Source organism: Peptoniphilus lacydonensis (genome assembly GCF_900106515.1).
GTDB lineage: Bacteria > Bacillota > Clostridia > Tissierellales > Peptoniphilaceae > Peptoniphilus_A > Peptoniphilus_A lacydonensis.
In genome coordinates this window covers 157,243-179,135 of the sequence record NZ_FNWF01000003.1, presented here as the reverse complement: position 1 = coordinate 179,135, position 21,893 = coordinate 157,243, and the positions used below count along the sequence as shown (strand labels likewise).

17 protein-coding genes and 2 other annotated features are annotated in these 21,893 nt (G+C 28.3%); of the genes, 12 read left to right on the top strand and 5 right to left on the bottom strand.

Features of this window, described 5'->3' with window-relative positions:
* The first annotated feature begins 64 nt into the window (after window positions 1–64).
* The 3 genes from BQ5450_RS02620 to BQ5450_RS02610 all read left to right on the top strand — a co-directional run bounded on the left by BQ5450_RS02620 (window position 65) and on the right by BQ5450_RS02610 (window position 5,840).
* Entirely contained in the window at window positions 65–667 is a 603-nt protein-coding gene (locus BQ5450_RS02620; protein ID WP_010246902.1) for a hypothetical protein, read from the top strand.
* A gap of 50 nt (window positions 668–717) precedes the next feature.
* Window positions 718–4,890, top strand: coding sequence for an S-layer homology domain-containing protein (locus tag BQ5450_RS02615; protein WP_071125902.1), 4,173 nt, complete (start codon window positions 718–720; stop codon window positions 4,888–4,890).
* A gap of 80 nt (window positions 4,891–4,970) precedes the next feature.
* Window positions 4,971–5,840 carry a copper amine oxidase N-terminal domain-containing protein gene (locus BQ5450_RS02610; RefSeq protein WP_071125901.1) on the top strand — a complete coding sequence of 290 codons (870 nt, stop codon included), beginning with the start codon at window positions 4,971–4,973 and terminating at the stop codon, window positions 5,838–5,840.
* A 108-nt stretch (window positions 5,841–5,948) separates the two neighbouring features.
* On the opposite strand, the gene BQ5450_RS02605 is transcribed toward BQ5450_RS02610, so the two are convergent.
* Genes BQ5450_RS02605 through BQ5450_RS02595 form a run of 3 tightly spaced genes read right to left on the bottom strand, consistent with a single transcriptional unit; the run spans window position 5,949 to window position 8,270 of the window.
* Window positions 5,949–6,671: an amino acid ABC transporter ATP-binding protein gene (locus BQ5450_RS02605; protein ID WP_071125900.1), complete on the bottom strand. Its 723-nt coding sequence runs from the start codon at window positions 6,669–6,671 to the stop codon at window positions 5,949–5,951.
* Window positions 6,658–7,455, bottom strand: coding sequence for an amino acid ABC transporter permease (locus BQ5450_RS02600; protein WP_071125899.1), 798 nt, complete (start codon window positions 7,453–7,455; stop codon window positions 6,658–6,660). Before BQ5450_RS02600 ends, BQ5450_RS02605 begins: the two co-directional genes overlap by 14 nt.
* 8 nt (window positions 7,456–7,463) lie before the next feature.
* On the bottom strand, window positions 7,464–8,270 hold the full coding sequence (locus BQ5450_RS02595; RefSeq protein WP_071125898.1) for a transporter substrate-binding domain-containing protein: 807 nt from the start codon (window positions 8,268–8,270) through the stop codon (window positions 7,464–7,466).
* A 36-nt stretch (window positions 8,271–8,306) separates the two neighbouring features.
* Window positions 8,307–8,504, bottom strand: a binding site (T-box leader).
* Between the two features lie 170 nt (window positions 8,505–8,674).
* Window positions 8,675–8,872, top strand: a binding site (T-box leader).
* 82 nt (window positions 8,873–8,954) lie between these two features.
* On the opposite strand from BQ5450_RS02595, the gene BQ5450_RS02590 reads away from it, so the two are divergent.
* From BQ5450_RS02590 to BQ5450_RS02570, 5 genes are all read left to right on the top strand, one after another.
* Window positions 8,955–10,175: an argininosuccinate synthase gene (locus BQ5450_RS02590; RefSeq protein ID WP_071125897.1), complete on the top strand. Its 1,221-nt coding sequence runs from the start codon at window positions 8,955–8,957 to the stop codon at window positions 10,173–10,175.
* Between the two features lies 1 nt (window position 10,176).
* Complete coding sequence (gene argH, locus BQ5450_RS02585) at window positions 10,177–11,547, top strand: argininosuccinate lyase (RefSeq protein WP_071125896.1); 1,371 nt, start codon at window positions 10,177–10,179, stop codon at window positions 11,545–11,547.
* 235 nt (window positions 11,548–11,782) lie between these two features.
* On the top strand, window positions 11,783–12,061 hold the full coding sequence (locus tag BQ5450_RS02580; RefSeq protein WP_010246885.1) for an ArsR/SmtB family transcription factor: 279 nt from the start codon (window positions 11,783–11,785) through the stop codon (window positions 12,059–12,061).
* 17 nt (window positions 12,062–12,078) lie between these two features.
* A complete protein-coding gene (locus BQ5450_RS02575) occupies window positions 12,079–15,012 on the top strand; it encodes a UvrD-helicase domain-containing protein (RefSeq protein WP_071125895.1) in 2,934 nt (977 codons plus the stop codon).
* A gap of 14 nt (window positions 15,013–15,026) precedes the next feature.
* The gene (locus BQ5450_RS02570) at window positions 15,027–16,373 is read left to right on the top strand and encodes a butyryl-CoA:acetate CoA-transferase (RefSeq protein ID WP_010246881.1); all 1,347 of its coding nucleotides are present in this window, start codon (window positions 15,027–15,029) and stop codon (window positions 16,371–16,373) included.
* A gap of 60 nt (window positions 16,374–16,433) precedes the next feature.
* Here BQ5450_RS02570 and BQ5450_RS02565 read toward each other — a convergent pair whose 3' ends face one another.
* Both BQ5450_RS02565 and BQ5450_RS02560 read right to left on the bottom strand, forming a co-directional pair.
* Complete coding sequence (locus tag BQ5450_RS02565; RefSeq protein WP_010246878.1) at window positions 16,434–17,672, bottom strand: carboxylate--amine ligase; 1,239 nt, start codon at window positions 17,670–17,672, stop codon at window positions 16,434–16,436.
* Between the two features lie 80 nt (window positions 17,673–17,752).
* The gene (locus BQ5450_RS02560; RefSeq protein ID WP_071125894.1) at window positions 17,753–18,715 is read right to left on the bottom strand and encodes a tRNA modification radical SAM protein MnmL/YtqA; all 963 of its coding nucleotides are present in this window, start codon (window positions 18,713–18,715) and stop codon (window positions 17,753–17,755) included.
* A gap of 98 nt (window positions 18,716–18,813) precedes the next feature.
* Between BQ5450_RS02560 and BQ5450_RS02555 the strand changes: the two genes are divergently transcribed.
* From BQ5450_RS02555 to BQ5450_RS02540, 4 genes are all read left to right on the top strand, one after another.
* Window positions 18,814–19,704: a tetratricopeptide repeat protein gene (locus BQ5450_RS02555; protein ID WP_071125893.1), complete on the top strand. Its 891-nt coding sequence runs from the start codon at window positions 18,814–18,816 to the stop codon at window positions 19,702–19,704.
* Window positions 19,701–20,456, top strand: coding sequence for a type I methionyl aminopeptidase (gene map, locus BQ5450_RS02550; RefSeq protein WP_010246871.1), 756 nt, complete (start codon window positions 19,701–19,703; stop codon window positions 20,454–20,456). The genes BQ5450_RS02555 and map overlap by 4 nt, the downstream gene beginning before the upstream one ends.
* Window positions 20,457–20,676: 220 nt before the next feature.
* On the top strand, window positions 20,677–21,282 hold the full coding sequence (locus tag BQ5450_RS02545) for a peptidylprolyl isomerase (protein WP_071125892.1): 606 nt from the start codon (window positions 20,677–20,679) through the stop codon (window positions 21,280–21,282).
* A gap of 8 nt (window positions 21,283–21,290) precedes the next feature.
* On the top strand, window positions 21,291–21,893 hold the full coding sequence (locus BQ5450_RS02540) for a thymidine kinase (RefSeq protein ID WP_071125891.1): 603 nt from the start codon (window positions 21,291–21,293) through the stop codon (window positions 21,891–21,893).

The following is a 21,893-nucleotide window of genomic DNA, read 5'->3' as shown; positions in this document are numbered from 1 at the left end:
AAAAAGTAGAGGAATATTAAAATTAGTAAGATTGTAACTAAAGCAAATTACAAAGGAGCAAAAAATGAAAAATATAAAAAAATTAGGTCTACTTATGTTTGTATTGATGATGTTATTGCCATCATTTGCAATGGCAAAAGAAGAAGATATGAAATCTATCGAAGATCAAATTAGAGAAACAATAGATTATTCAGATAGAGAAATATTTGGAACAAATTATAGCTTAAGATCAGCTGGAATTGAAGATTTTGCAGTATATCACAGGGAAGAATCAAAGCTATCTATGGCAGATGGTGCTTTTGACAAGGAAAAATCAATTGTAGAACAAGATGAAAATAATTATATTTTCACTTTTTACACTAAACCAGTTACGAAGAAAATGTTTGGAAAGTATTATGAGGCCGATTGCACAGAATTAAAATTTATAATAAAAGGACAAGAAGTAAATGCTACACCATTTGGTTCTAAAAAAGCTACAAGTAGTGAAAAAATGGTGCCAGAAGGATTTACAATAACAGTCCCTAAGTCTGCACTATTCAGTCAAAATTTAGGAGGATATTCACAATATTTTAAAATTAAGTTTGAAACAAATCTTGAAGATTCTGGAGCATTGGGAGTAATTGGAGATAAGATGATGAATCGCAATGCCAGATTATTTGTAAGATAAAAAGTTTAAGTAGGAAAAATATTCCTCAACTTAGAAAAGGAGAATAATAATTGAGAAATAATTTTAAAAATTCAAACAGATTGTTTTTTTCGATTTTACTATTATTAATATTTATTCCGTTAAATATATTTGCAACAGAGGAACCTCCTATAGAAGTGCCTACTGTAAATGATTCTATGACATATTTTGATATTCATCCAGAAAATTATAGAAGATGGAAGGTAAAGCACAATTTTTCAGAAGATATGTTGAAAGTAGAATCAAAAAAAATCAATGAAGAGGATAATCTATTCAAAAATTTTAAAGAAAAACATAAGGCAGAAGCTGACTCCATGATTTATCAGAAAGAAGAGTGGAATTGCTATGAAATAGACGTATTCTGCAAAGACAATGCTGGAAGTTATGGTAACTTTGTTATAAATAGCAAACACAAGAGAGATGAAGACACTTACAATATTTGGCCAGAACAATTTGAAATGTACGTTTCAAGATTTGATGAAACAACAAATACATTTGAAGAGCCAAAAAAATATGTAAAAGTAAAAAATGATGTTGAGGCAAATGATTGTAAAACAGAAGAACATTATTATCTAGTACAAGATTATAACTCAAGTTCTGACGGTAGAGCTTACTACGCTTCTGTAAATTTAGGAACTAAGCGAATAGGAAAAGATCGTACTCATAAGGACAAATTTAGAGTATATGTATTTCAAGGACATCCTGAGCCAATACCTAAAGACTTATTAGCAGGAGAATACGAAATACCTTTATCAATAAGATATGCTTTTAGACCGGGTATGTATTCAATGGCATCAGATGCTGTAGACGACAGAGGTAAATTAATAGTTGGAAATGATGGAAGTTTAAAACTTAGAATAAAATTTAAGCCAATGACTAATTCAGATCCAAAATATACTGGAACAACAAAACCTATAGAAGGACATTTGACGGATCTTTGGACTTATAATTCTATAGATGATTTCAATAATTATATGAATAACCGTACGTATTTTTCAGGAAATAAAATATTTTTAAATGATCAGAAATATTTAAAATCAACTTATAGCAGAGGATATTATAATTATCCAGAAGAGTTTGAAATTCCTCTTGAGTATTCTAATGGCAAAACTAATTATGAATCTCAAAAGATGTTTACCGTAAGGGTTGATGCAATGGGAAGCATGGATCCTCAATTTAATCTTCTTATGCGTCACAAAGACATGACTTTGAAAAAAGTAGATCTCCTATCAGGGAAGTATGAATCTATGCCTCTTATAGACGAAACAGACACAATGAACGAAGGTATAAAAAATTTTTGGGAAAATGGAAAGTTTAAATACACCAAAGAAGAATATAATAATATGCTTGCAGATTCTTCCATATCAAGTTCAAAACTTTTAAATACTGATATAGGAATTAATCCATATTATGAAGTTGAATTTAAAGATAACAAGGCGAATATTACAGTATCCTATGTGAAAGGAGTTGTAGGCTCAAACGGTCCTGAAGAATTTGGTTTAGTAAAAATTAATGAAGATAAGGACATCAGATATAAAACTGCCGATGGAAAATTAAAACCTATCGAAATATTGGAAGAAGAAGACTTTACTTTAGATCCTGCTAAAACTAAGTATAAAAAGAGAATTACAAAGATAAGATTGGATAATGTACCTTTGTCAAAGCTTGGAGATCTAAATCAATTTATATATCTTGAAAATGCAAGACTTGCTCGCTGTTATAATGACTCTGGTGATATGACAATTGGGGTTAAACCGAACGAATGGGATGATCCTATTGAAAATATGTATGGCATCAATAATTTTGATATAAAAAAGATGGTCTTATTAGAAAAGACAGAACCTACTATAAAAAAAGATGAACTTCAAAATAAAATAAAAGAAGCAAAATCTATAGAAAAAGGAGATAAATCTGATGCGGATTTTAATACTCTTAAAGAAGCTATAAAAATTGCAGAAAAAGTTCTTGAAGAATCAACTAAACAAGAAGAAATAGATAGAGCAGTTAAAGACTTAGATACTGCAATAGAATCTTTTAAGAATAAAAAAATCTCTCTAAATAAAAATGAACTTCAAAATAAAATATCAGAAGCTAGAAAAATTACTCAAGGAAACAAAACTGATAATGACTTTAAATTGCTACAAATTGCAATAAATTCAGCAGAATCAATTTTAAATAGCGCAAATGAACAAAAGCAAATAGATGAAGCTTTAACTAATTTAAATACTGCAATAGAAACTTTTAATAATAGTACAGGCAAAAATACTGAGGAACAAAAAGAAAAAATTTATAATGTTCCAGTAAGACTTATGCATTTTATAGAAGATAAGGATTCTATGGGTAACAAGGCCTTAATATCACCTGCCAAGGTGAGCATAAAGAATGATCTTGTAACTATTGACTTAACTTTTAAAGGAATCGAAGTACCAATAGGAGCAAATAGTTTTTATGGACATTTAACTAACTTATTTACTTTTGAAGAAAATAATTCTAGAGGAAAAGCTATTGAAACCCAAATCATAGAAAAATATATGGATCAATCTTTAGACGGATCTCAGAAAGAATTTCCAAAGGTATTTAGAATTAATATGACTAAGGTCGAATTTGAAAATCTAAAAGATAATGCTCTTTATGTAAAAGTTTGGGTAGATGCTATGGATGGTTTAGCAGGTGGAGAACCGGGAGCAGGATCACAAAAAGCAAGGCTTGTTTTTGACAAGGCTAATATGACTGAAGTGACTCCTGGAAAAGACACTCCTACACCTCCAACTCCATCAAGTCCTGATCTAGGTAATAAGGAAAAACTTATAGATGCTTTAAGATATTCTGCAAACTTAGGAGGTTCTCAATACACTTATGAAAGTAATATGAGATATGTAAATGCTTATAATGCGGCTATGGCTTTATTATCTAAGAGCAATGTGTCTGAAAATGAAATTAAGATTGCTATAGACAATTTAAATGCTGCAGCCTCAAGTCTTGTTAAAAATACTAATAATGTAAATAATAATGGGATTAGCAACGAAGATAACAATTCATCATGGAGAGATAATAACAACAATGGTTGGAATAACAATTGGAGGAGTGATAGTAATAATTCCTCTTGGGTAAGCAATAAATTATCATGGGGCAACAATCAAAATAACAACAATAACAACAACCAAAACAATGGGCCAGTTACAATAACTTATGAAGTACCAGTAGAAGTGTTGCATGCACATCAATCAGGCTACTCAATGGCTAACAATGCTATAAACCATACAGCTAGAGTAGAAGAAAGAGATGGAAAATTCCGTTACAGTGTTCAATTTACTCAAATGAAAAGAGATTTTGGTGGCAAACAATTCACAGGAAATCTATATAATTTATTTATCAATGATGGAAGCAAGTATAGAGCAGATCAATCAAGTGGAAATATTTGGTCATGGGTCATGAATGGAAAATATGACAAAATAAATATATCAGTATGGGTTGATGCCATGGATGAAATAGCTGGCAAGGGTCCAGGAGGGGGAGAACAAGATGCAGTTTTATCTTTTAACTGGAATAACGCAAAAGAAGTTTCAAGAACTGGTGGAAATAATAACCAAAATAATCAACATAATCAACGAAATCAACAAAGCCAAAACCAACAAAATCAAAACAATTCTAGCAAAAGTACAAGCAAATTTAACGATACATCTGGTCACTGGGCAAAAAATTCAATAGACTATGTAGTAGGGAAAGGATACTTTGTAGGACTTAGTGAAACAGAATTTGGGCCAAATAAATCAATAACAAGAGGACAATTCGTAACAGTGCTAGGAAGAATGTTAAACATAAACATAAGTGACTATAACACACAAAACTTTAAAGATGTGAAAGCTAGCACATACTACAGTCCATATATTACATGGGCAAATAAAGAAGGAATAGTAAGTGGAATAGGAGAAGGAAAATTTGCACCAGACAAAGAACTGACAAGAGAAGAAATGGCAGTTATGATGACAAAATTTCTAAAAGTATCAGGAAAGAATCTAAATGCCAAAGGAAATGAAAATGGATTCAAAGACGAAAAAAACATTGCAACATGGGCAAAAGAATCAGTAAAAGAAATGGCAAGACTTGGAGTAGTAAGTGGAATGGAAGATGGAAAATTTGAACCAAAATCAGCATTTACTAGAGCACAAGTTGCACAAGTATTATATAACATTGACCATAATTAAGGGATATGTGATAGGGACTTTCCTTTATGGATCGTCCCTAAAAAGTTTAATTATTTTATAAAGAAAAGAAGAGGTTAAAAATGAAAAAATTAATTTTATCATTGATGTTAGTATTAGCTTTAATTCCAAGTTCAATATTTGCAGCTGGAACAAAATATGAAGTTCCAGTAAAACTTGAAAAATATGGAGAACCTGGAAAGGACTCTATGGGGAATTCATCATTAAAGCAAATGGCAGAGGTAGAAGAAAAAGATGGAAAATTTATTTACAAACTTTATTTAAGAAAGATGGAGTTTATGAATATGGAGGGTGAACTTACAAATCTTTTCATCTACGAAGGAGATGAAAACTCTAATAGAGTTGAGACAAAACAAACTCCAAATGAGGGGGAGTATTGCAAGGTTCACGAATTTGAAAGACAAAATCCAAAAGAAGAAAAAATTCTTGTTGCAGTTTGGGTTGATGCAATGGATTCCATTGCAGGTGGAGGAAAAGGTTCAGGAGAACAGAAGGCTTATTTAAAATTTGATTGGGCAAATGCTAAAACTTTAGAAAATAAAGAAGCTAAAACTGAAATAAAGACAGAAAGCAAAAAAAAAGAAACTAATTCTGAAATAAGAATTTTTGTAAATGATAGCGAAATACAATCAGAAACACCAGCTTATATTGAAAATGAAAGGACTATGGTGCCGCTTAGATTTATTTCAGAAGCACTTGGAGAAAAAGTTAATTGGAAATCTGAAACGAAAACTGTTGTAATTGGAGATAACAAAGCTAGTCTTGTTATTGGATCAAAAGAAATCGATTCTAATGGAAAAAATATTGCAATTGATTCTCCAGCAGTTGTAAAAAATTCTAGGACTTTTGTACCTTTAAGAGCAATTTCAGAAATTTTGGGAGCAAAGATAGAGTGGGATGGAGTTACAAAAACTGTAAAAATAAATAAATAGTAAAAAAATCTCTTGTCTTTAAGTTAGTATAAAAAGATAAGAGATTTTTTGTTTAGGAAATTTTTCATAAAACATGAGCGAACATAAAATTTTTTATAAAAAATTAAATTATAGTACGGCATTTAAAAATTTTTGTGTATTTTTATTTTTCGTTGTATTAAATATATATTCAGGATTTCCAATATCTTCTATAATTCCATTTTTCATAAATACAACTGTATCTGATATTTCTTTTGCAAAGCCCATTTCATGTGTCACGATTATCATAGTAAGCCCTTTATATGAGAGATTTTTTATTACATTTAATACCTCTTTTACCATTTCTGGATCAAGTGCAGATGTAGGTTCATCAAATAATAACACATCTGGTTTATTTGCAAGTGCTCTTGCAATAGCAACTCTTTGCTTTTGACCACCAGAAAGCGAATTAGGATAGGAGTCTTTTTTATCTTCTAAGCCCATATTTTGTAAAAGTTTTATTGCATTTTCTTTTGCAGATTTTTCATCTTCTTCCTTGACTTTAATGGGAGCTAGAGTAATATTTTCTAGTACAGTTTTATTAGGAAATAGATTAAAATTTTGAAAAACCATTCCAATTTTTAGCCTTATTTTTTCTAAGTTTGAATTTTCTCCAGTAATTTCATATCCATCTAGATAGATTTTTCCACTGTCGCATTTCTCAAGAAGATTAATACATCGAAGGAGTGTTGATTTTCCAGAACCACTTGCTCCTATAATTGTTGTTACCGTTGAATTTTTAATGTTTAAGTTAATTCCTTTTAACACTTCTTTGTTATCAAAGGATTTATACAAATTTTCAATTTTTATCATATTTTCCCTCCACAAATTTTAATAATCTTGTAAGAGTAAAAGTAATTGCAAAATAAAGTAGGGAGCCAATAATAAGTGGTTCTAGAGATTTATAAGAAGAACCTCTAACTAAATTTACATTGTACATAATATCTGTAACACCAATAGTTGAGATAATAGAAGTTTCTTTAATTACTGCTATAAATTCATTGGCAAGAGCTGGTAAAATATTTTTTGTAGCTTGTGGTAGTATTATTTCTTCCATAACTAGAGATTTTTTCATTCCAAGTGAAATTGAAGCCTCCCATTGACCTTTGTCGATTGCATTTATTCCTGATCTAATAATTTCTGCAACATAAGCAGCAGAGTTTAAACTCACAGCGATTACACCTGTGATATACGCAAAAGTAGAAATTGAAATTCCAAAGTCTTTAAAATTAATTAAAGTTGCAAGCCCAAAAAATATAAAAAATACTTGAGTTAGCATAGGGGTTCCCCTCACAATTTCTATATAAATATTAGAAAGTATATTTAAACTTTTAATTTCAGAAGATTTCATGAGATATAAAAAAAATCCCAATATTGACCCAAGTAAAACTGAAATTAAAGAAAGTGAAATGGTAACTCCAAGACCTTTTAAATAATAAGAACTGTAATCCTTAAAAATTTCTGCACTTGTGCCAAAAAAGTTTATTATTAGATTTCCAAAAATAAATATTAATAAGATAAATACTAGAATTACAAGGATATTAATTATCTTATTTTTAGAAAGTTTATTGTTTTCTAATTTATAAATATTTTCCATAAGATCACCTACTTAACAGATAGTTCCAAGGCTTTGTTGTAATATTTATCAATTTTGCCTTCTTTTTTAAGCCTATCTAAAGTTTTGTTTACAGCTTTAAGAAGTTCATCGTCATTTTTATTAAGTCCAATGGCTGTTCCATCAACGTTAGCTTCAAAATAAAAACTATCTTCAAGTTTTAAATTTTTATTTGAGAGTTCATAATTATCTCCCACACATTTTTCTACAATAATTCCATCTATAAGCCCCTTATTTAATTGAGCAATTAAGTCAGGAGTTTTTGGAAGAGAAACTATATTTTTTATATTTAAATTTTTAGCAATTTCTTCTTGCTCTGTTGCAGTTTGTACTCCAATAGTTAATTTTTTTACGTCATCTTCATTTTTATATTTCCCAAAATCTTTAGAATTAACTAATAAGTAATTTTTAGGTTCATAGTAAACTTTTGAAAATGCCATAGATTTTTCTCTTTCAGCAGTTTTTGAAATGCCAGAGATTGCAAGATCAATAACTCCTGTGTCTAAACTTGCAAGTACAGAAGAAAATTCCATGTCAGATATTTCTAGTTTGACACCTAAATCTTTTGCAATTTCTTTCGCTATAAAAATATCAAAGCCAACTATTTCGTCTTTTCCATTTATATTTTTGTGAAATTCAAAAGGTGGATAATTTGCATTACATCCCATGACAATTTTTCTAGATTTTTGAATTTCATCTAGTCTGTTAGAGTTATCCTTGGACTTATTTAAAAATAATGTGAAAGCCAAGATTATGGCAGCTAAAATTATTATTGATGTACTTATTATTTTTTTCATTTTTACCTCCATTTTAAAATAAAAAATCGCCTCTACGAAAGAGGCGAAGTCCGCGGTACCACTCTAATTATCCTTAGATATCTCAAAACTTTAAGGCAGTTAACCTCTGCAAATACTATTTTCCTTGTAGAATCTCTGTGGTTCTATTATATTCTTTTCCTTTGCAAGCTTTCACCTAATCTTGCTCTCTAAAAAAGTTATGAGAATACTTTTTGTCCACTTCATTGATTTCTAAAAACTTTACTACGACAAATTTAAAATGTCAAGTGTTTTTTGGGAATTTTACAAATAATTTTTTTAGCGACAATGAATTTATTTATTATTTTATAAATAAAATAAATTTCTTCTAAAAATTTTCAAAAAAGTCTTGACAAATGAAAAATATGTTGGTAGCATATCAAACAACATAAGCAAAGAAAAGACTAGTAAAATTATCCGAGACTTTTAGAGAGTTTCTGTTTGGTGAAAAGAAATAGGGAGGATAATTTGAAAAGGAGCTTGGAGCTTGCATTTCGAAATTTAGATTTGCACGGTTACGCGTTATAGTTTTTGAGGTATAGAAATATATAAATTTGGGTGGTACCACGTTCTTCGTCCCTTCATAGGGGCGATTTTTTTATACTTTTTTTGAGTCTCAATTTGTAAGTTATTAAAAAATAGTTGATAAAATTTGGAGGAAGAAAAATGAAAAATAACAATTATAAAAAAGTTGCCCTAGCTTATTCAGGTGGTCTTGATACATCAATAATAATACCGTGGTTAAAGGAAAATTATGGCTGTGAAGTTATTGCAGTTGTAGGAAATGTAGGACAAACAAAAGAGATTGAAGGTTTAGAAGAAAAGGCTATAAAAACTGGTGCTTCAAAAATTTATATTGTAGATCTTGTAGAAGAATATGTAAAAGATTTTGTGTTCCCTACTTTAAAGATGGGTGCAAAATATGAAAAAAATTATTTACTTGGAACTGCAACCGCAAGACCAATTATAGCAAAGGCTCTTGTTGATATTGCAAAAAAAGAAAATTGTGATGCAATTTGTCATGGTTGTACTGGAAAGGGAAATGATCAAATTCGTTTTGAAATGGGAATAAAACATTTTGCACCTGATATGCCAATAATTGCACCTTGGAGAACTTGGGATATAAAATCTCGTGAAGAAGAAATTGATTATGCTGAGGCACATAATATTCCTCTAAAGATTTCAAGAGAAACGAATTATTCAAAAGATTTAAATATAATGCACTTGTCACATGAAGGTCTTGATTTAGAAAATCCAGGAAATTACCCAGATTTTGATAAAATTTTGGAACTTTCTGTATCTCCTATGAAAGCAAAAGATGAGGTTTGTAATCTTGAAATTGAATTTGAAAGTGGAGAACCTGTTGCAGTAAATGGAGAAAAAATGTCGCCAGCAAATCTTTTGAAATATTTAAATGAGGTTGGGGGAGAAAATGGAATAGGAATAGACGATATAGTTGAAAATCGTCTTGTTGGGATGAAGAGTCGTGGAGTTTATGAAAATCCAGGTGGAGCGATTTTATATAAAGCACTTGAAATTTTAGAATCAATTACTCTTGATAAGGATTCAGCTCACTTAAAAGATTATTTGGCAATAAAATTTGGAGAACTTGTATATGACGGTAAGTGGTATTCAAGTTCTTTAAAGGGACTCCTTGCTTTTGCTGGTGAAGTTTGTAAAGATGTTTCAGGTATAGTTAAGTTAAAACTTTACAAGGGAAATATAATTCCAGCAGGAGTTACATCAAAAAATTCACTTTATAGTGAGGACTTGGCTTCTTTTGGAGATGGAGCGGAAAGTTTATATTCACACAAGGATGCAGATGGATTTATTAATTTGTATTCACTTTCTACACTTGTAGATGCAAAGGTAAATAAAGGAGTTTAATATGTATTTATGGGGCAGTCACTTAGAAGGTTTAGAGAATTTTACACATGAATTTAACAAATCAATTGATTTTGATAAAATTTTATTTGAAGAAGATATAAAGGGATCTCTTGCTCATGTAAAAATGTTAGGCGAAGTTGGTATAATAACAGAAGATGATTGCAAAATTATTTCAAATGAATTAAAAAATATTTTAGAAGAAATAAAAAATAATAAACTTAAAATTGATTTAGGTGAAGAAGATATTCACTCTTTTGTAGAAAATGAACTTACAAGAAGAGTTGGAGATGTTGGAAAAAAGCTTCACACAGCGAGATCTAGGAATGATCAATGTGCACTTGATTTAAGACTTTATTCTAAAAAAAGTTTAATTATAATAAAATCTGAAATAAAGAAATTAATTGAAACGATAATAGAAATTGCACAAGAAAATAAAGAAACAATTATGCCAGGTTTTACACATATGCAACACGCACAGGTGACGACTTTTGCCCATTATATTTTAAGTTATGGGCAAATGCTCTCTAGGGATTTAGATAGACTTACTGAAACTTTTGATAGACTTGATGAGAATCCTCTTGGTAGTTGTGCACTTGTAACTACAAGTTTTAATATTGATAGATTTATGACTACTGAACTTTTAAATTTCAAAAAGCCGACAGAAAATTCAATGGACTCTGTTTCTGATAGAGATTATGTACTTGAAATTTTATTTAATAATTCAGTTATTATGACGCATTTATCAAGGTTGTGCGAAGAACTTATTTATTTTTCAAGTAGTGAATATAGTTATATTAAATTTTCTGGAAAATTTTCAACTGGTTCAAGTATAATGCCTCAAAAGAAAAACCCCGATATGGCTGAGCTTGTTCGTGGCAAAAGTGGAAGATGTTATGGTGATTTATTGACATTATTTACAATTTTAAAAGGGACACCATTATCTTATAATAAAGATTTTCAAGAAGATAAAGAACCACTTTTCGATTCAGTAAAGACAGTTACAAGTTCTCTTAAAATTATGAATGGAATTTTAAAAACTATTTATATTAACAAAGAAAAAATGCGTGAATCTGCTGAGGAGGGATTTTTAAATGCAACAGATTTAGCTGATTACTTGGTTTTAAAAGGTTTGCCATTTAGAGAAGCTTATAGTGTTGTTGGACAGATTGTAAATTATGCAATAGAAAGAAATGAAAAGCTTGAGAATATAAGCTTAGAAAAATATAAAGATTTTCACAAAGTCTTTGAAAAAGATCTCTATAATTTTATAAAAATAGAAAATTCCTTAAAAAATAGAAAGGTATATGGAGGTCCAGCACCCGATGCTGTTGATAGACAAATTAATAATTTAATAGAGTCTATAAAAATTTAAAATAAGGTTAGTAGCCTTATTTTTTTGTTTTATTAAAAATATGTGGTAAAGCAATGTCTAAATTAAGTCTAAGATTTTAGTGTAAAAACAAAGTGGCTAAAATTAGCTTTTATAAGGAGTTACATAAAATGTAATTTATATAAAATAATTGACAAGGACTTTACTTTTCAATATTATAATCAAAGAATATAAATTATATAATTAATTTATTTCAATACATATTAGGAGGTAGTTGATGAAAGAAGATATGGAAAGTTTAGAAAAAATAGCTGAAGTTTTAAAAGTTATGGCACATCCTGTAAGGCTAAAAATTATTAAGAATTTAATTGAAACAGGGCCATCTAATGTTGGAAAGATGCAAGAAAAATTTGATATTCCACAACCTACTGTTTCATCTCATCTTGGGAAGTTAAAAAGAGCTGGAGTTTTGAAAAGTGAGAGAAGAGGGACAGAAATATTTTATAAAGTGGATGATGAAATGATTATTTCTCTTGCTAAAGTTTTATTCAAATAAATTTTAAAAATTAAAAAATGAAATTAAATGAAGTTCAATTAGAAGCAGTAAACTCAATTGATACAGATGTAACTTTAATGGCAGGAGCAGGAACAGGAAAGACAAGAGTTTTAACTAGTAGATTTATAAATATTGTAAAAAAGTATAAAAATCCCGAAAAAATTTTGGCACTTACTTTTACAAAAAAAGCTGCAGAAGAGATGCGCGGAAGAATTTCAAAAGAACTTGTAAAGGGAAATATATCCTTTGACGAGAGAGATTTAAATATAATGACGATTCACTCTTTTGGAGCTGAAATTATTAAGGATTATTCTATTAATTTAGGAATTAATCCAAACTTTAAAATTTTAGAAGAAAATCAGTCAAAGGAAATTTTGGAAAATTCTGTAATTAAAGTATTAAATAGTATAGAAGAATTAGAATATAAAAATTATTTGTTAGACTTTAATTCCAGCCCTTTTGAAGAAAAGGATCTTTTCATAAGTCTTTATTTAAGCTTTAAAAATAATAATTTTGATTTTGATGAAATTTTAAATAAGAGTTTAAATTTTGATAAAGAAAAGTGTGATTTTAATAATTTAATAATTCTTTTGGAGGAGTACAGAAAAGTAAGCGGAAAAAAGTTTAAGAATTTTTATGATGAAAATATTTCAGAATTAAAAAGTTTGGAATTTTACAATCTTGAAGTTTTAAATTGTATAGAAGAAAGTCTTGGGACTTCTAAAAAATACATAGAAAAAATAGAGGATATTCAAGAATATATTTTAGTTCTAAAGAAAAATTTAGAAGAAAAAAATAAAGATTACTACAAAATAATCATAAAAATCTTAAAGGAAATTCACAAAAGCTATCAAAATGAGAAGAAGAAAATTGGTGTAATAGATTATGATGATATAATTTTATATACTAATTGCATATTAAAAGATAGATACTGTCAAAAAAGCTTAAAGGATAGATATTCTCACATACTTGTGGACGAATATCAGGATACTAATGAATTGCAAAATAATATTATTAATACATTTGAAAATTCTAATTTATTTATAGTTGGAGATCCCAAACAATCTATCTATGGATTTAGAGGGACAGATATTAAAAGTTATTTTAATTTTTCTGATAAAATAAAAAATCGTGGAAAATCTCTTGATATGAATAAAAATTATAGAAGCGATGGAAAAATAATAAAATTTATAAATAAAACTTTCGAGAATTTAATTGAACCTTACGATTCAATTGATTATTCTTATGAGAGTGGTGGAGATGTATATTTTTATAATTCAGAAGACAATAAAGAAATTGTTAATTTAATAGAAGATCTTTTAAAAAAGTATGAAGAAAAAGATGTGGCAATTTTATCAAGGAGCAATGCACAAATAGACGAAATCAGTAAGATTTTAACTACAAATAATATAAAGTTCAATAAGGGTTCTAGAAATGTTTCTGAAATTGAAGTTTTGAAAGTTACAAAAAATATTTTGTCCACAATATATAGTTCAGATGATTTTATTTCGACTCTTTCTCTTTTTAATTCTCCAATTTTAAATTTTAAGTTTAAAGATTTAGCGGAGATTTTAAATGCAAATGTAGAAAATTTTAATGATTTAATCGAACATAAAAGTTTCAATGATAATATAAATTATTTTATAAATTTTTTAATAGAATTAAAAAATAAATCTAAATTTTTACAAATCGATGAATTAATAGATGAGATAATGATTTATTTCTTTAATTTAAATACTATTAAACTTAGTGATTTCCAATATCTATGTAAATTTAAAGAAATTACTAATGAATTTTTTGAGAACAACACTTATGATTATAGGGATTATGAAAAGTTTATCAGTTTACAAAATTTTGAAGATTTAGAAGAAGGTATAAATCTTTTAACTATTCATAAGTCGAAAGGTTTAGAATTTGATGTGGTGATTATTTCTCATATGGATGTTGGCAAAAATAACAGCCCTAGGGAAAAAATCATAGTGGATAAGGACCTTGGATTGGCTATAAAATCTGATTTTTCTGATTATAGATATAAGGAAATTTCAAACAGAATAAAAGATATTTATAGTGAAGAGGAAAAGAGAATCTTATATGTTGCAATGACTAGAGCAAAGAGGGAATTAATATTATTTGGAAACTATGACAATCCTAAAAAATCTTCATATTTTGATTTAATTGGTAAAGATAATTGTACAAACAATTATAAAAATTCAAAAAATCTTGAGGTAAAAAAGGAAGAAAGAAATGATTTAATTTATTTAGATTTAGATATAAGTTTTGAAAATAGAATAAGAGAATATTATACAGTGACAGATTTTATAAATTATAAGAGGAGTCCAGTGGATTTTTATAAAAAATATTTTTTGGGAATTGACAAGTACACTAAAGGTAGTGGAAAAAATCAATTAATAGATCCAAAAACACTTGGAAATATTATCCATTTATTTGCAAAAGAATACTCAAGTAATTATATAGATAATGAAGATATTGATGAGATTCTAAAAGGAATTTTTAAATTTTATGAAGAAGAAATAAATGATGAAAAATTAAATATAGCAAGGAAGTTAGCTTTAAATTATCTTGAAATGGAAGAGAATAATATATTGGAAAAGGAACTTTTATTTTATTATGATTTAGAGGGATTCTTGGTTAAGGGATATATAGATCAAGTTATAAAAATTTACGATAAATATTACATTGTGGATTTAAAGACAGGGAACCTTTCAATAGAAAGGTTTAAAGAAATTTATGAAGATCAACTAATAATTTATGCAAAAATTTATGAATATCTGTATAATGTTAAAGTAGAGGGTGCATATATTTTTGATTTAAGGGGTAAAAATAAAATAATTATAGAAATAAATGAAGAAAAAAGTAAAAATATAATGAATGGATTTTTAAATTATATTAAATTTTTAAGAACTCATACTTTTTATAATGATTATTTATAATTAAGGAGGAAATAATGGATTATTCTAAAGAATATCAGAAAAAACTAATTACAGCTAAAGAAGCTGCTGAAATGGTTAAGGATAATATGTGGATTGATTATGCTTGGGCAGGAACTACACCTGTTGCTTTCGATAAAGCACTTGCAAGTAGACTTGATGAATTAAATGAAATTTATTTAAGAGGTGGAGTTCTTCTTTGGGAACCAGAAGTATTTAAAAAAGATCCCAAAGGAGAAAAGGTTGTTTGGAATTCTTGGCACTCAAGTGGAATTGATAGAGTAAGAATTAATAAAACACCTGGAGGATTTTATGCTCCACTTAGATATTCAGAACTTCCAAGATGGTACAGGGAAAATTGTAAGGTTGATATTGCATTAATAGTGACACCTCCAATGGATAAACATGGAAACTTTAATTTTGGTTTAAATGCATCTCATTTAAAAGCAGTGACAGAAGTAGCTGATAAAGTAATCGTTGAAATAAATGAAAATATGCCAACTTGTATTGGTGGTTTTGAAAATGAAATTTCAATTAAAGATGTTGACTATATTATTGAGGGAGAAAATCCAGAAATTGCTACTCTTCCAAAGGGAAGTTTTGGTGAAGTTGATGAAAAAGTTGCAAAATTAATTGTAGAAGAAATACCAAATGGGGCAACTCTTCAACTAGGAATTGGCGGTATGCCAAATGCAGTTGGATCAATGATAGCAGATTCTGATTTAAAAGATCTTGGAGTTCACACAGAAATGTATGTCGATGCTTTTGTTGATATGGCTAAAAAAGGTAAAATTACTGGAGCTAAAAAAAATATTGACAGATTTAGACAAGTTTATGGTTTTGCGGCAGGTTCAAAGGAAATGTATGAATATTTAGATCTTAATTCTGATGCAATGGCAGCACCAGTTTCTTATACAAATGATTCAAGAGTAATTTCACAAATAGATAATTTTGTTTCGATAAATAATGCAGTAAATGTGGATTTATTTGGACAAGTAAGTTCAGAATCTTCTGGGGCAAAACATATATCTGGAGCAGGTGGACAACTTGACTTTGTTTTAGGTGCATATTTATCTAAGGGCGGAAAATCATTTATCTGTCTATCTTCTAAATTTATGAACAAAAAAACTGGAAAAGAAGAATCAAGAATAGTTCCAAACTTTGAAACATTTTCTGCAATAACAGCTGCAAGACCAAACACACATTGGATTGTAACTGAATATGGAAAATTTAATTGTAAAGGTAAATCAACTTGGGAAAGAGCAGAAGGAATAATTAATATTGCTGCACCAGAATTTAGAGATGAACTTATAAAAGATGCAGAAAAGATGAATATCTGGAGAAGAAGCAACAAAAGAAAATAGTATAATAAAGTACAAAATGGAAACTGACTAGAGTAAAATCTAGCCAGTTTTTGTTTTTATTTATTTTTCTAATTTATAATACATTTTATAATGTTTAATTGAACCGTACTTTCTCTTTAAATAAGTTTTTTTTCTGCTAAAACTAAAATCTTTTTTATTATTAATTGTGAACTCATAGCCATTTTTTAAAAGTTTGTCAATTGTGGCATGATATCTTTCATCTGTGTATTCTTTTAAAAGTTTTGGATGAGCATTCATCCAAATTTTTGAGGTTTCTTTGTGATAATAAACATCTTCTTCAAATCCTAAATCTAAAAGATCTCTAATATAAAAATCAAGTACATTGACACCACCAGCCGCCATGAAATAATGGCTTTGAGGTAATCTTAAGTTCATCTCGAAGGCTTTATAAGTATTGTCACGAGGATCATATTTGAGATCTATATTTGAAAAACCAGTATAATTGATGGACTCTAATTTTTCTTTATAAAAGTCAAAAAGCTCAGGCATATATTTTGTATATATAGCATCATTATTTCCTATTCTAAGAGGAAGGGGATCTGCAAGTAAAATTTGTCCATATACCATCATTCTAACTTTAGCATTTTTATCACAATAAACATTAAAAGAAGCTTGGTTAGATGCAGGCCCTGGTATATATTCTTGAACAAGCATAGTACCTTCGTAATTATTTTCATCATAAATAGTTTTAACGACAGATTTTAATTCGTCAAAATCATAAATAGTGTAAACTTTGTATTTATTTGGAAAAGATAATTTCACATAGGAAATTGAATCATTGGGTTTAAGTATAAGTGGAAATTGTAAATTTAGATTTTCTATTTCTTTTGAATTATTTATAATTGTAAATTTAGGGTAAGGGATGTCCATTTCTTCACAAGATTTATAAAAATCTATTTTATTTTCTAGTTTCTCATTTAAATTTGTAGATGGAGTATTAAATTTATAGTATTTTTTTATCTTATCTTTATTATTGCTAAGTAGCTTTGAATACTCGTCACCACAAGGAATTGTTATAAGAGCTGAATCATTATTATCCTTTGCAAAATTAATCATAGTGTCTACGAAAACTTTGTCATTAGAGAAATTATTTATGATTTTTCTATCTAAAATTTTTGAATTATCAGTTGCTGGGAGTGGTTTTTGACAGAATACAGTGGATATTAAGCCGTAATTGTCATTTAGAATACGAGCAACTCCATAAGCATTTTCATCGGATCCAAGTATTACAAATTTAACTTTAAATTTTTTTATTATATCTTTAGAAATGTTTTTCATTTTGCTCCTTTATAAATTTTAATTTTTATTAATTTTTATTTACAGTATACATTATACACTAAATATATTTAATTTCTTCATTAATTGCAGATAAAGAAATTATCCTTTTTCTTCCAATAATTTGAAATTTTTTTTACTTCAGATTCATTGACTATACTTTTATTTAATTCTTTTAAATTTTTGTCAATTTCTGATATGACAGATAATTTGTCGGAACACCACTTTGGTTTATAAAGATTTTTCTTTGGAGGATCGCCTGTTATTCTATGTACAACAGTTTTTTTATCTATATTATCAAGAGCGTAAATAATAGTTTCAATATATTCTTCTTTTGATAAAATTTTAAAATTATTTTTTTTATAAAGTTTATAAATCGGAGAATTTTTTAGAATATACAAGTTGTGAAATTTAACACCGAAGGGTACTATTTTTTTTATATAATTTATAGAATTTGTAAAATCTCTTTCATCTTCATAGGGAAGTCCAAAAATTGTGTGAATTAAAAATAAAATATTGGCATCTTTAAGTTTATTTATAGTTTCATCAAAGAATTTATGAGTATAGCCACGATTTATTAACTTTATAGTATTTTCACTTACACTTTGCATTCCAAGTTCTAACCAAAGTGTTTTTTTCTTAGAAATTTCTTTTAAATAATTTATTTTTTCATCGTCAAGGCAGTCGCATCTCGTTGCAATTGAAATAGCAGAAATATCATCCCTAGAAGCTACTTCATCATAAATTTTTTTTATCTTTTCAATAGAGCCATAGGTGTTTGTAAAGTTTTGAAAGTAAGCTATATAATTCTCTGCTTTCCATTTTTTGGACAAAAATAATTTTTGTAATTCAATTTGATTTGATATAGAAAAGTTTCTTGACGCAGCAAATTCTCCACTTCCTTTATCTGAACAAAAAATACAACCATATGTAGATAGAGTTCCATCTCTATTAGGACATGAAAATCCTCCATCAAGAGAAAGCTTTACAGTTTTTCCAGAAAAATATTCACAAAAAAAATCGTTAAAAGATAGAAATCTTTTCATTTAATCACCAAAGATATTATATAATCTTTTAAATATTATTTCCATGCCTGTGAAATTTTAAAAAATAATATATAATAGAATAAGAATTGAGGTTTTTTATGGACTTAAAATTTAAGAACTATTTAATTTTAGCAGAAGATTTTTTACTTGAAGGTAATTATAAAAAAGCAAAGGAAACTCTCTTAAAATCTCTTAATTTTGCAAAAGAAGATAATGAAAAAATTTCTGTGTATTTTGAGCTTTCTGATATTTATTTGAGAGAAAAAAATTATGACGAAGCAAAAAAATATTTTATAAAAATTTTAGATATAAAAGAAATTGCTGGAGCATATTATGGGCTTGCTATAACAAATGATTTTTTAGGTGGAAATTTAATTTATTCTGTTGAAAATTATAAAAAAGCGATTGAGATAGATCCAAATTATGACAGAGCATATTATTATCTTGCTCACTCTTATGACAAATTGGGAGAAACTGAACTTGCAATAAAGTATTTAAAGAAAACTATTGAAATAGATAGATTTGATTTTGTAAGTTACAATGATCTTGGTTCTATTTATGAAGCAAAAAATAAAGACAACTTAGCAGAAAAATTTGTTAAAAAGTCCCTTGAAATAAAACCTGATTATGGAAGGGCACTTTATAATATGGGAGTTTTGGCAAAAAAATCAAAGGATAATAATTTAGCACTAGAATATTATTATAAAGCAATTGATAAATTTCAAAATCCATTTTTATTTTTAAATATGTCAGCAATATATATTGAAGAAAAAGATTATTTTTCTGCTATAAATATATTAGATAGAGGACTTATGGATTTTCCTAATTCTGTCAATTTACACTATAATAAAGCTTGTTCTTTTTCACTTTTAAATTACAAAAAAGAGGCAAAAGAAGAATTAATAAAGGCGATAGAAATAAATTGTGATGCTTATACTTGGGCAAAGACAGATGAGGATTTATGTGAAATTGTAAAGGAGTTAAAATGATTATTATTAAAACAGAAGAAGAAATAAAAAAGATGCAAGTAGCTGGTAAAGTTTTGTCAGATGTTCATCACGAACTTAGACACTTTATAAAACCAGGGGTAAAAACTATTGAGATAGATAGATTTGTAGAAAATTATTTAAAGGAAAGAGGAGCATATCCTGAACAAAAAGGTTACGAAGGATATCCTTATTCAATTTGTGCATCAGTAAATGATGAAATTTGTCATGGATTTCCATCAGAATATGTTTTAAAAGATGGAGATATTATCACAGTTGACATGGTTGTAAATGTTGATGGATGGCTTGCAGATTCTGCTTGGTCTTATGAAGTAGGCGAAGTTTCTGAAGATGCTAAAAAACTTTTACGAGTGACACGAGAATGTATGTATAAGGGCATTGAAAAAGCTGTAATTGGAAATAGACTTGGAGATATAGGTTCAGCTGTACAAAAACATGCAGAAGAAAATGGATATTCTGTTGTTAGAGAATTTGTTGGACATGGTATAGGACAGGAAATGCACGAAGATCCACAAGTTCTTCACTATGGAAAGCCAGGTCGTGGCATTAGGCTTCAAGAAGGTATGGTATTTACTATTGAACCAATGATTAATATGGGAAAAAAAGAACTTACAATTGATGATAATGGATGGACTGCCAGGACAAAGGATGGATCTCTATCTGCACAATATGAACACCAACTTGCTATAACAAAGAATGGACCGATAATAATAACAGATCAAGGCGACTGCTAACAAATGAAAGAGGTCAATTTATTAAAGGGAAATATTTTTAAATCTCTTTTAAAAACAGAACTTTTCTTATACCAGATTTAGAGATAAATGGAATTTGGGTAGCTATGAGTTTGTCGTCTGTACTGAAAGGTATATTTTTGACAATTATTTATTTAAATTTGCGAAAAAAGACAGATGGTTTTAGAATAGATATGAAGACTTATGTTTGAAAGGAGAAAAAATGTTAAAACAATTTGAAAAACCTACAGTTGGAGAAAAGGTTGCAGTTCTTAAAACTAATAGGGGTGATATAAAAATAAGATTATTTGATGAGGCAGCACCTCTTGCAGTAGAAAATTTTATTTCACTTATAGAAGATAAATATTATGATGAAATTATATTTCATAGAGTCATAGAAAATTTTATGATTCAAGGTGGAGATCCTACGGGAACTGGTCGTGGCGGAGAAAGTAAATGGAAAAAATCTTTTGATGATGAATTCCATCCTAATTTTAGAAATTTTAGGGGAGCTGTTTCTATGGCAAATGCTGGACCAAATACAAATGGATCACAATTTTTTATAGTTCAAGGAGATAAAATTCCCAATTATATTATTTCTGAATGGGAAGAAGATGGTGATAAAAGTGGATTTCCAGAGGAAATTAGGAATGCTTACAAAGAATTTGGAGGAGCATTTTGGCTAGATGGCAAACACACAGTTTTTGGACAAGTTTTTGATGGAATGGATGTAGTTGACGATATTGCAAAATCAAAAATTGATTTTATGGATAAGCCACTAGATGATATTGTAATAGAAAAAGCTTTAATTGAAGAATATAGAGGCTAAGAGTTAATATGCATCAGTATAAAGGCAGAATGATTCTACACACAGGTTCTATGTTTTCGGGTAAAACTAGTTCTCTTGAAAAAGACTTAAAAAGATTTTCTATTGCAAATTATAAAGTAGTTGCTTTTAAACCGATTGTGGATAAAAGATACGCAAAGTCTGAAATAGTTACTCATGATAAAATTTCTTTAGATGCTATTGAAGTTGAATCAATTGGAGAAATTTTAGATTTTGCAAAGAAAAATTTACCTGAAGTAATAGGAATTGACGAGATACAATTTTTAAATGACGAGCCAGAAGTCGTTATTAAAAATTTAGAAAAAATACTTTCAATGGGTATTACTGTTGTAATGGCAGGACTTGATATGGATTACATGGCAAGACCTTTTGAAATTGTAAAAGAGATAATGCCTAAGGTTGATTATTTAAATAAGCATCATGCAGTATGCAAAAGATGCGGAACAGATGCATGGGTTTCTCATAGAAAAATAAAAAGCGACAAGAGAGTTGAACTTGGAGCTGTTGAAGAATATGAACCACTTTGTAGAAATTGTTATATTGAAGCGATTCACGAAGATAAATTAAAAGAAAATCAAGAAAAATTTTTATAA

Coding starts and splice junctions, on each gene's coding strand:
- BQ5450_RS02575 (WP_071125895.1), top strand. CDS start 12,079: ATGAAATTAAATGAAGTTCAATTAGAAGCAGTAAACTCAATTGATACA.
- BQ5450_RS02560 (WP_071125894.1), bottom strand. CDS start 18,715: ATGAAAAGATTTCTATCTTTTAACGATTTTTTTTGTGAATATTTTTCT.
- BQ5450_RS02570 (WP_010246881.1), top strand. CDS start 15,027: ATGGATTATTCTAAAGAATATCAGAAAAAACTAATTACAGCTAAAGAA.
- BQ5450_RS02590 (WP_071125897.1), top strand. CDS start 8,955: ATGAAAAATAACAATTATAAAAAAGTTGCCCTAGCTTATTCAGGTGGT.
- BQ5450_RS02555 (WP_071125893.1), top strand. CDS start 18,814: ATGGACTTAAAATTTAAGAACTATTTAATTTTAGCAGAAGATTTTTTA.
- argH (WP_071125896.1), top strand. CDS start 10,177: ATGTATTTATGGGGCAGTCACTTAGAAGGTTTAGAGAATTTTACACAT.
- BQ5450_RS02620 (WP_010246902.1), top strand. CDS start 65: ATGAAAAATATAAAAAAATTAGGTCTACTTATGTTTGTATTGATGATG.
- BQ5450_RS02600 (WP_071125899.1), bottom strand. CDS start 7,455: ATGGAAAATATTTATAAATTAGAAAACAATAAACTTTCTAAAAATAAG.
- BQ5450_RS02610 (WP_071125901.1), top strand. CDS start 4,971: ATGAAAAAATTAATTTTATCATTGATGTTAGTATTAGCTTTAATTCCA.
- BQ5450_RS02580 (WP_010246885.1), top strand. CDS start 11,783: ATGAAAGAAGATATGGAAAGTTTAGAAAAAATAGCTGAAGTTTTAAAA.
- BQ5450_RS02595 (WP_071125898.1), bottom strand. CDS start 8,270: ATGAAAAAAATAATAAGTACATCAATAATAATTTTAGCTGCCATAATC.
- BQ5450_RS02605 (WP_071125900.1), bottom strand. CDS start 6,671: ATGATAAAAATTGAAAATTTGTATAAATCCTTTGATAACAAAGAAGTG.
- BQ5450_RS02540 (WP_071125891.1), top strand. CDS start 21,291: ATGCATCAGTATAAAGGCAGAATGATTCTACACACAGGTTCTATGTTT.
- map (WP_010246871.1), top strand. CDS start 19,701: ATGATTATTATTAAAACAGAAGAAGAAATAAAAAAGATGCAAGTAGCT.
- BQ5450_RS02545 (WP_071125892.1), top strand. CDS start 20,677: ATGTTAAAACAATTTGAAAAACCTACAGTTGGAGAAAAGGTTGCAGTT.
- BQ5450_RS02565 (WP_010246878.1), bottom strand. CDS start 17,672: ATGAAAAACATTTCTAAAGATATAATAAAAAAATTTAAAGTTAAATTT.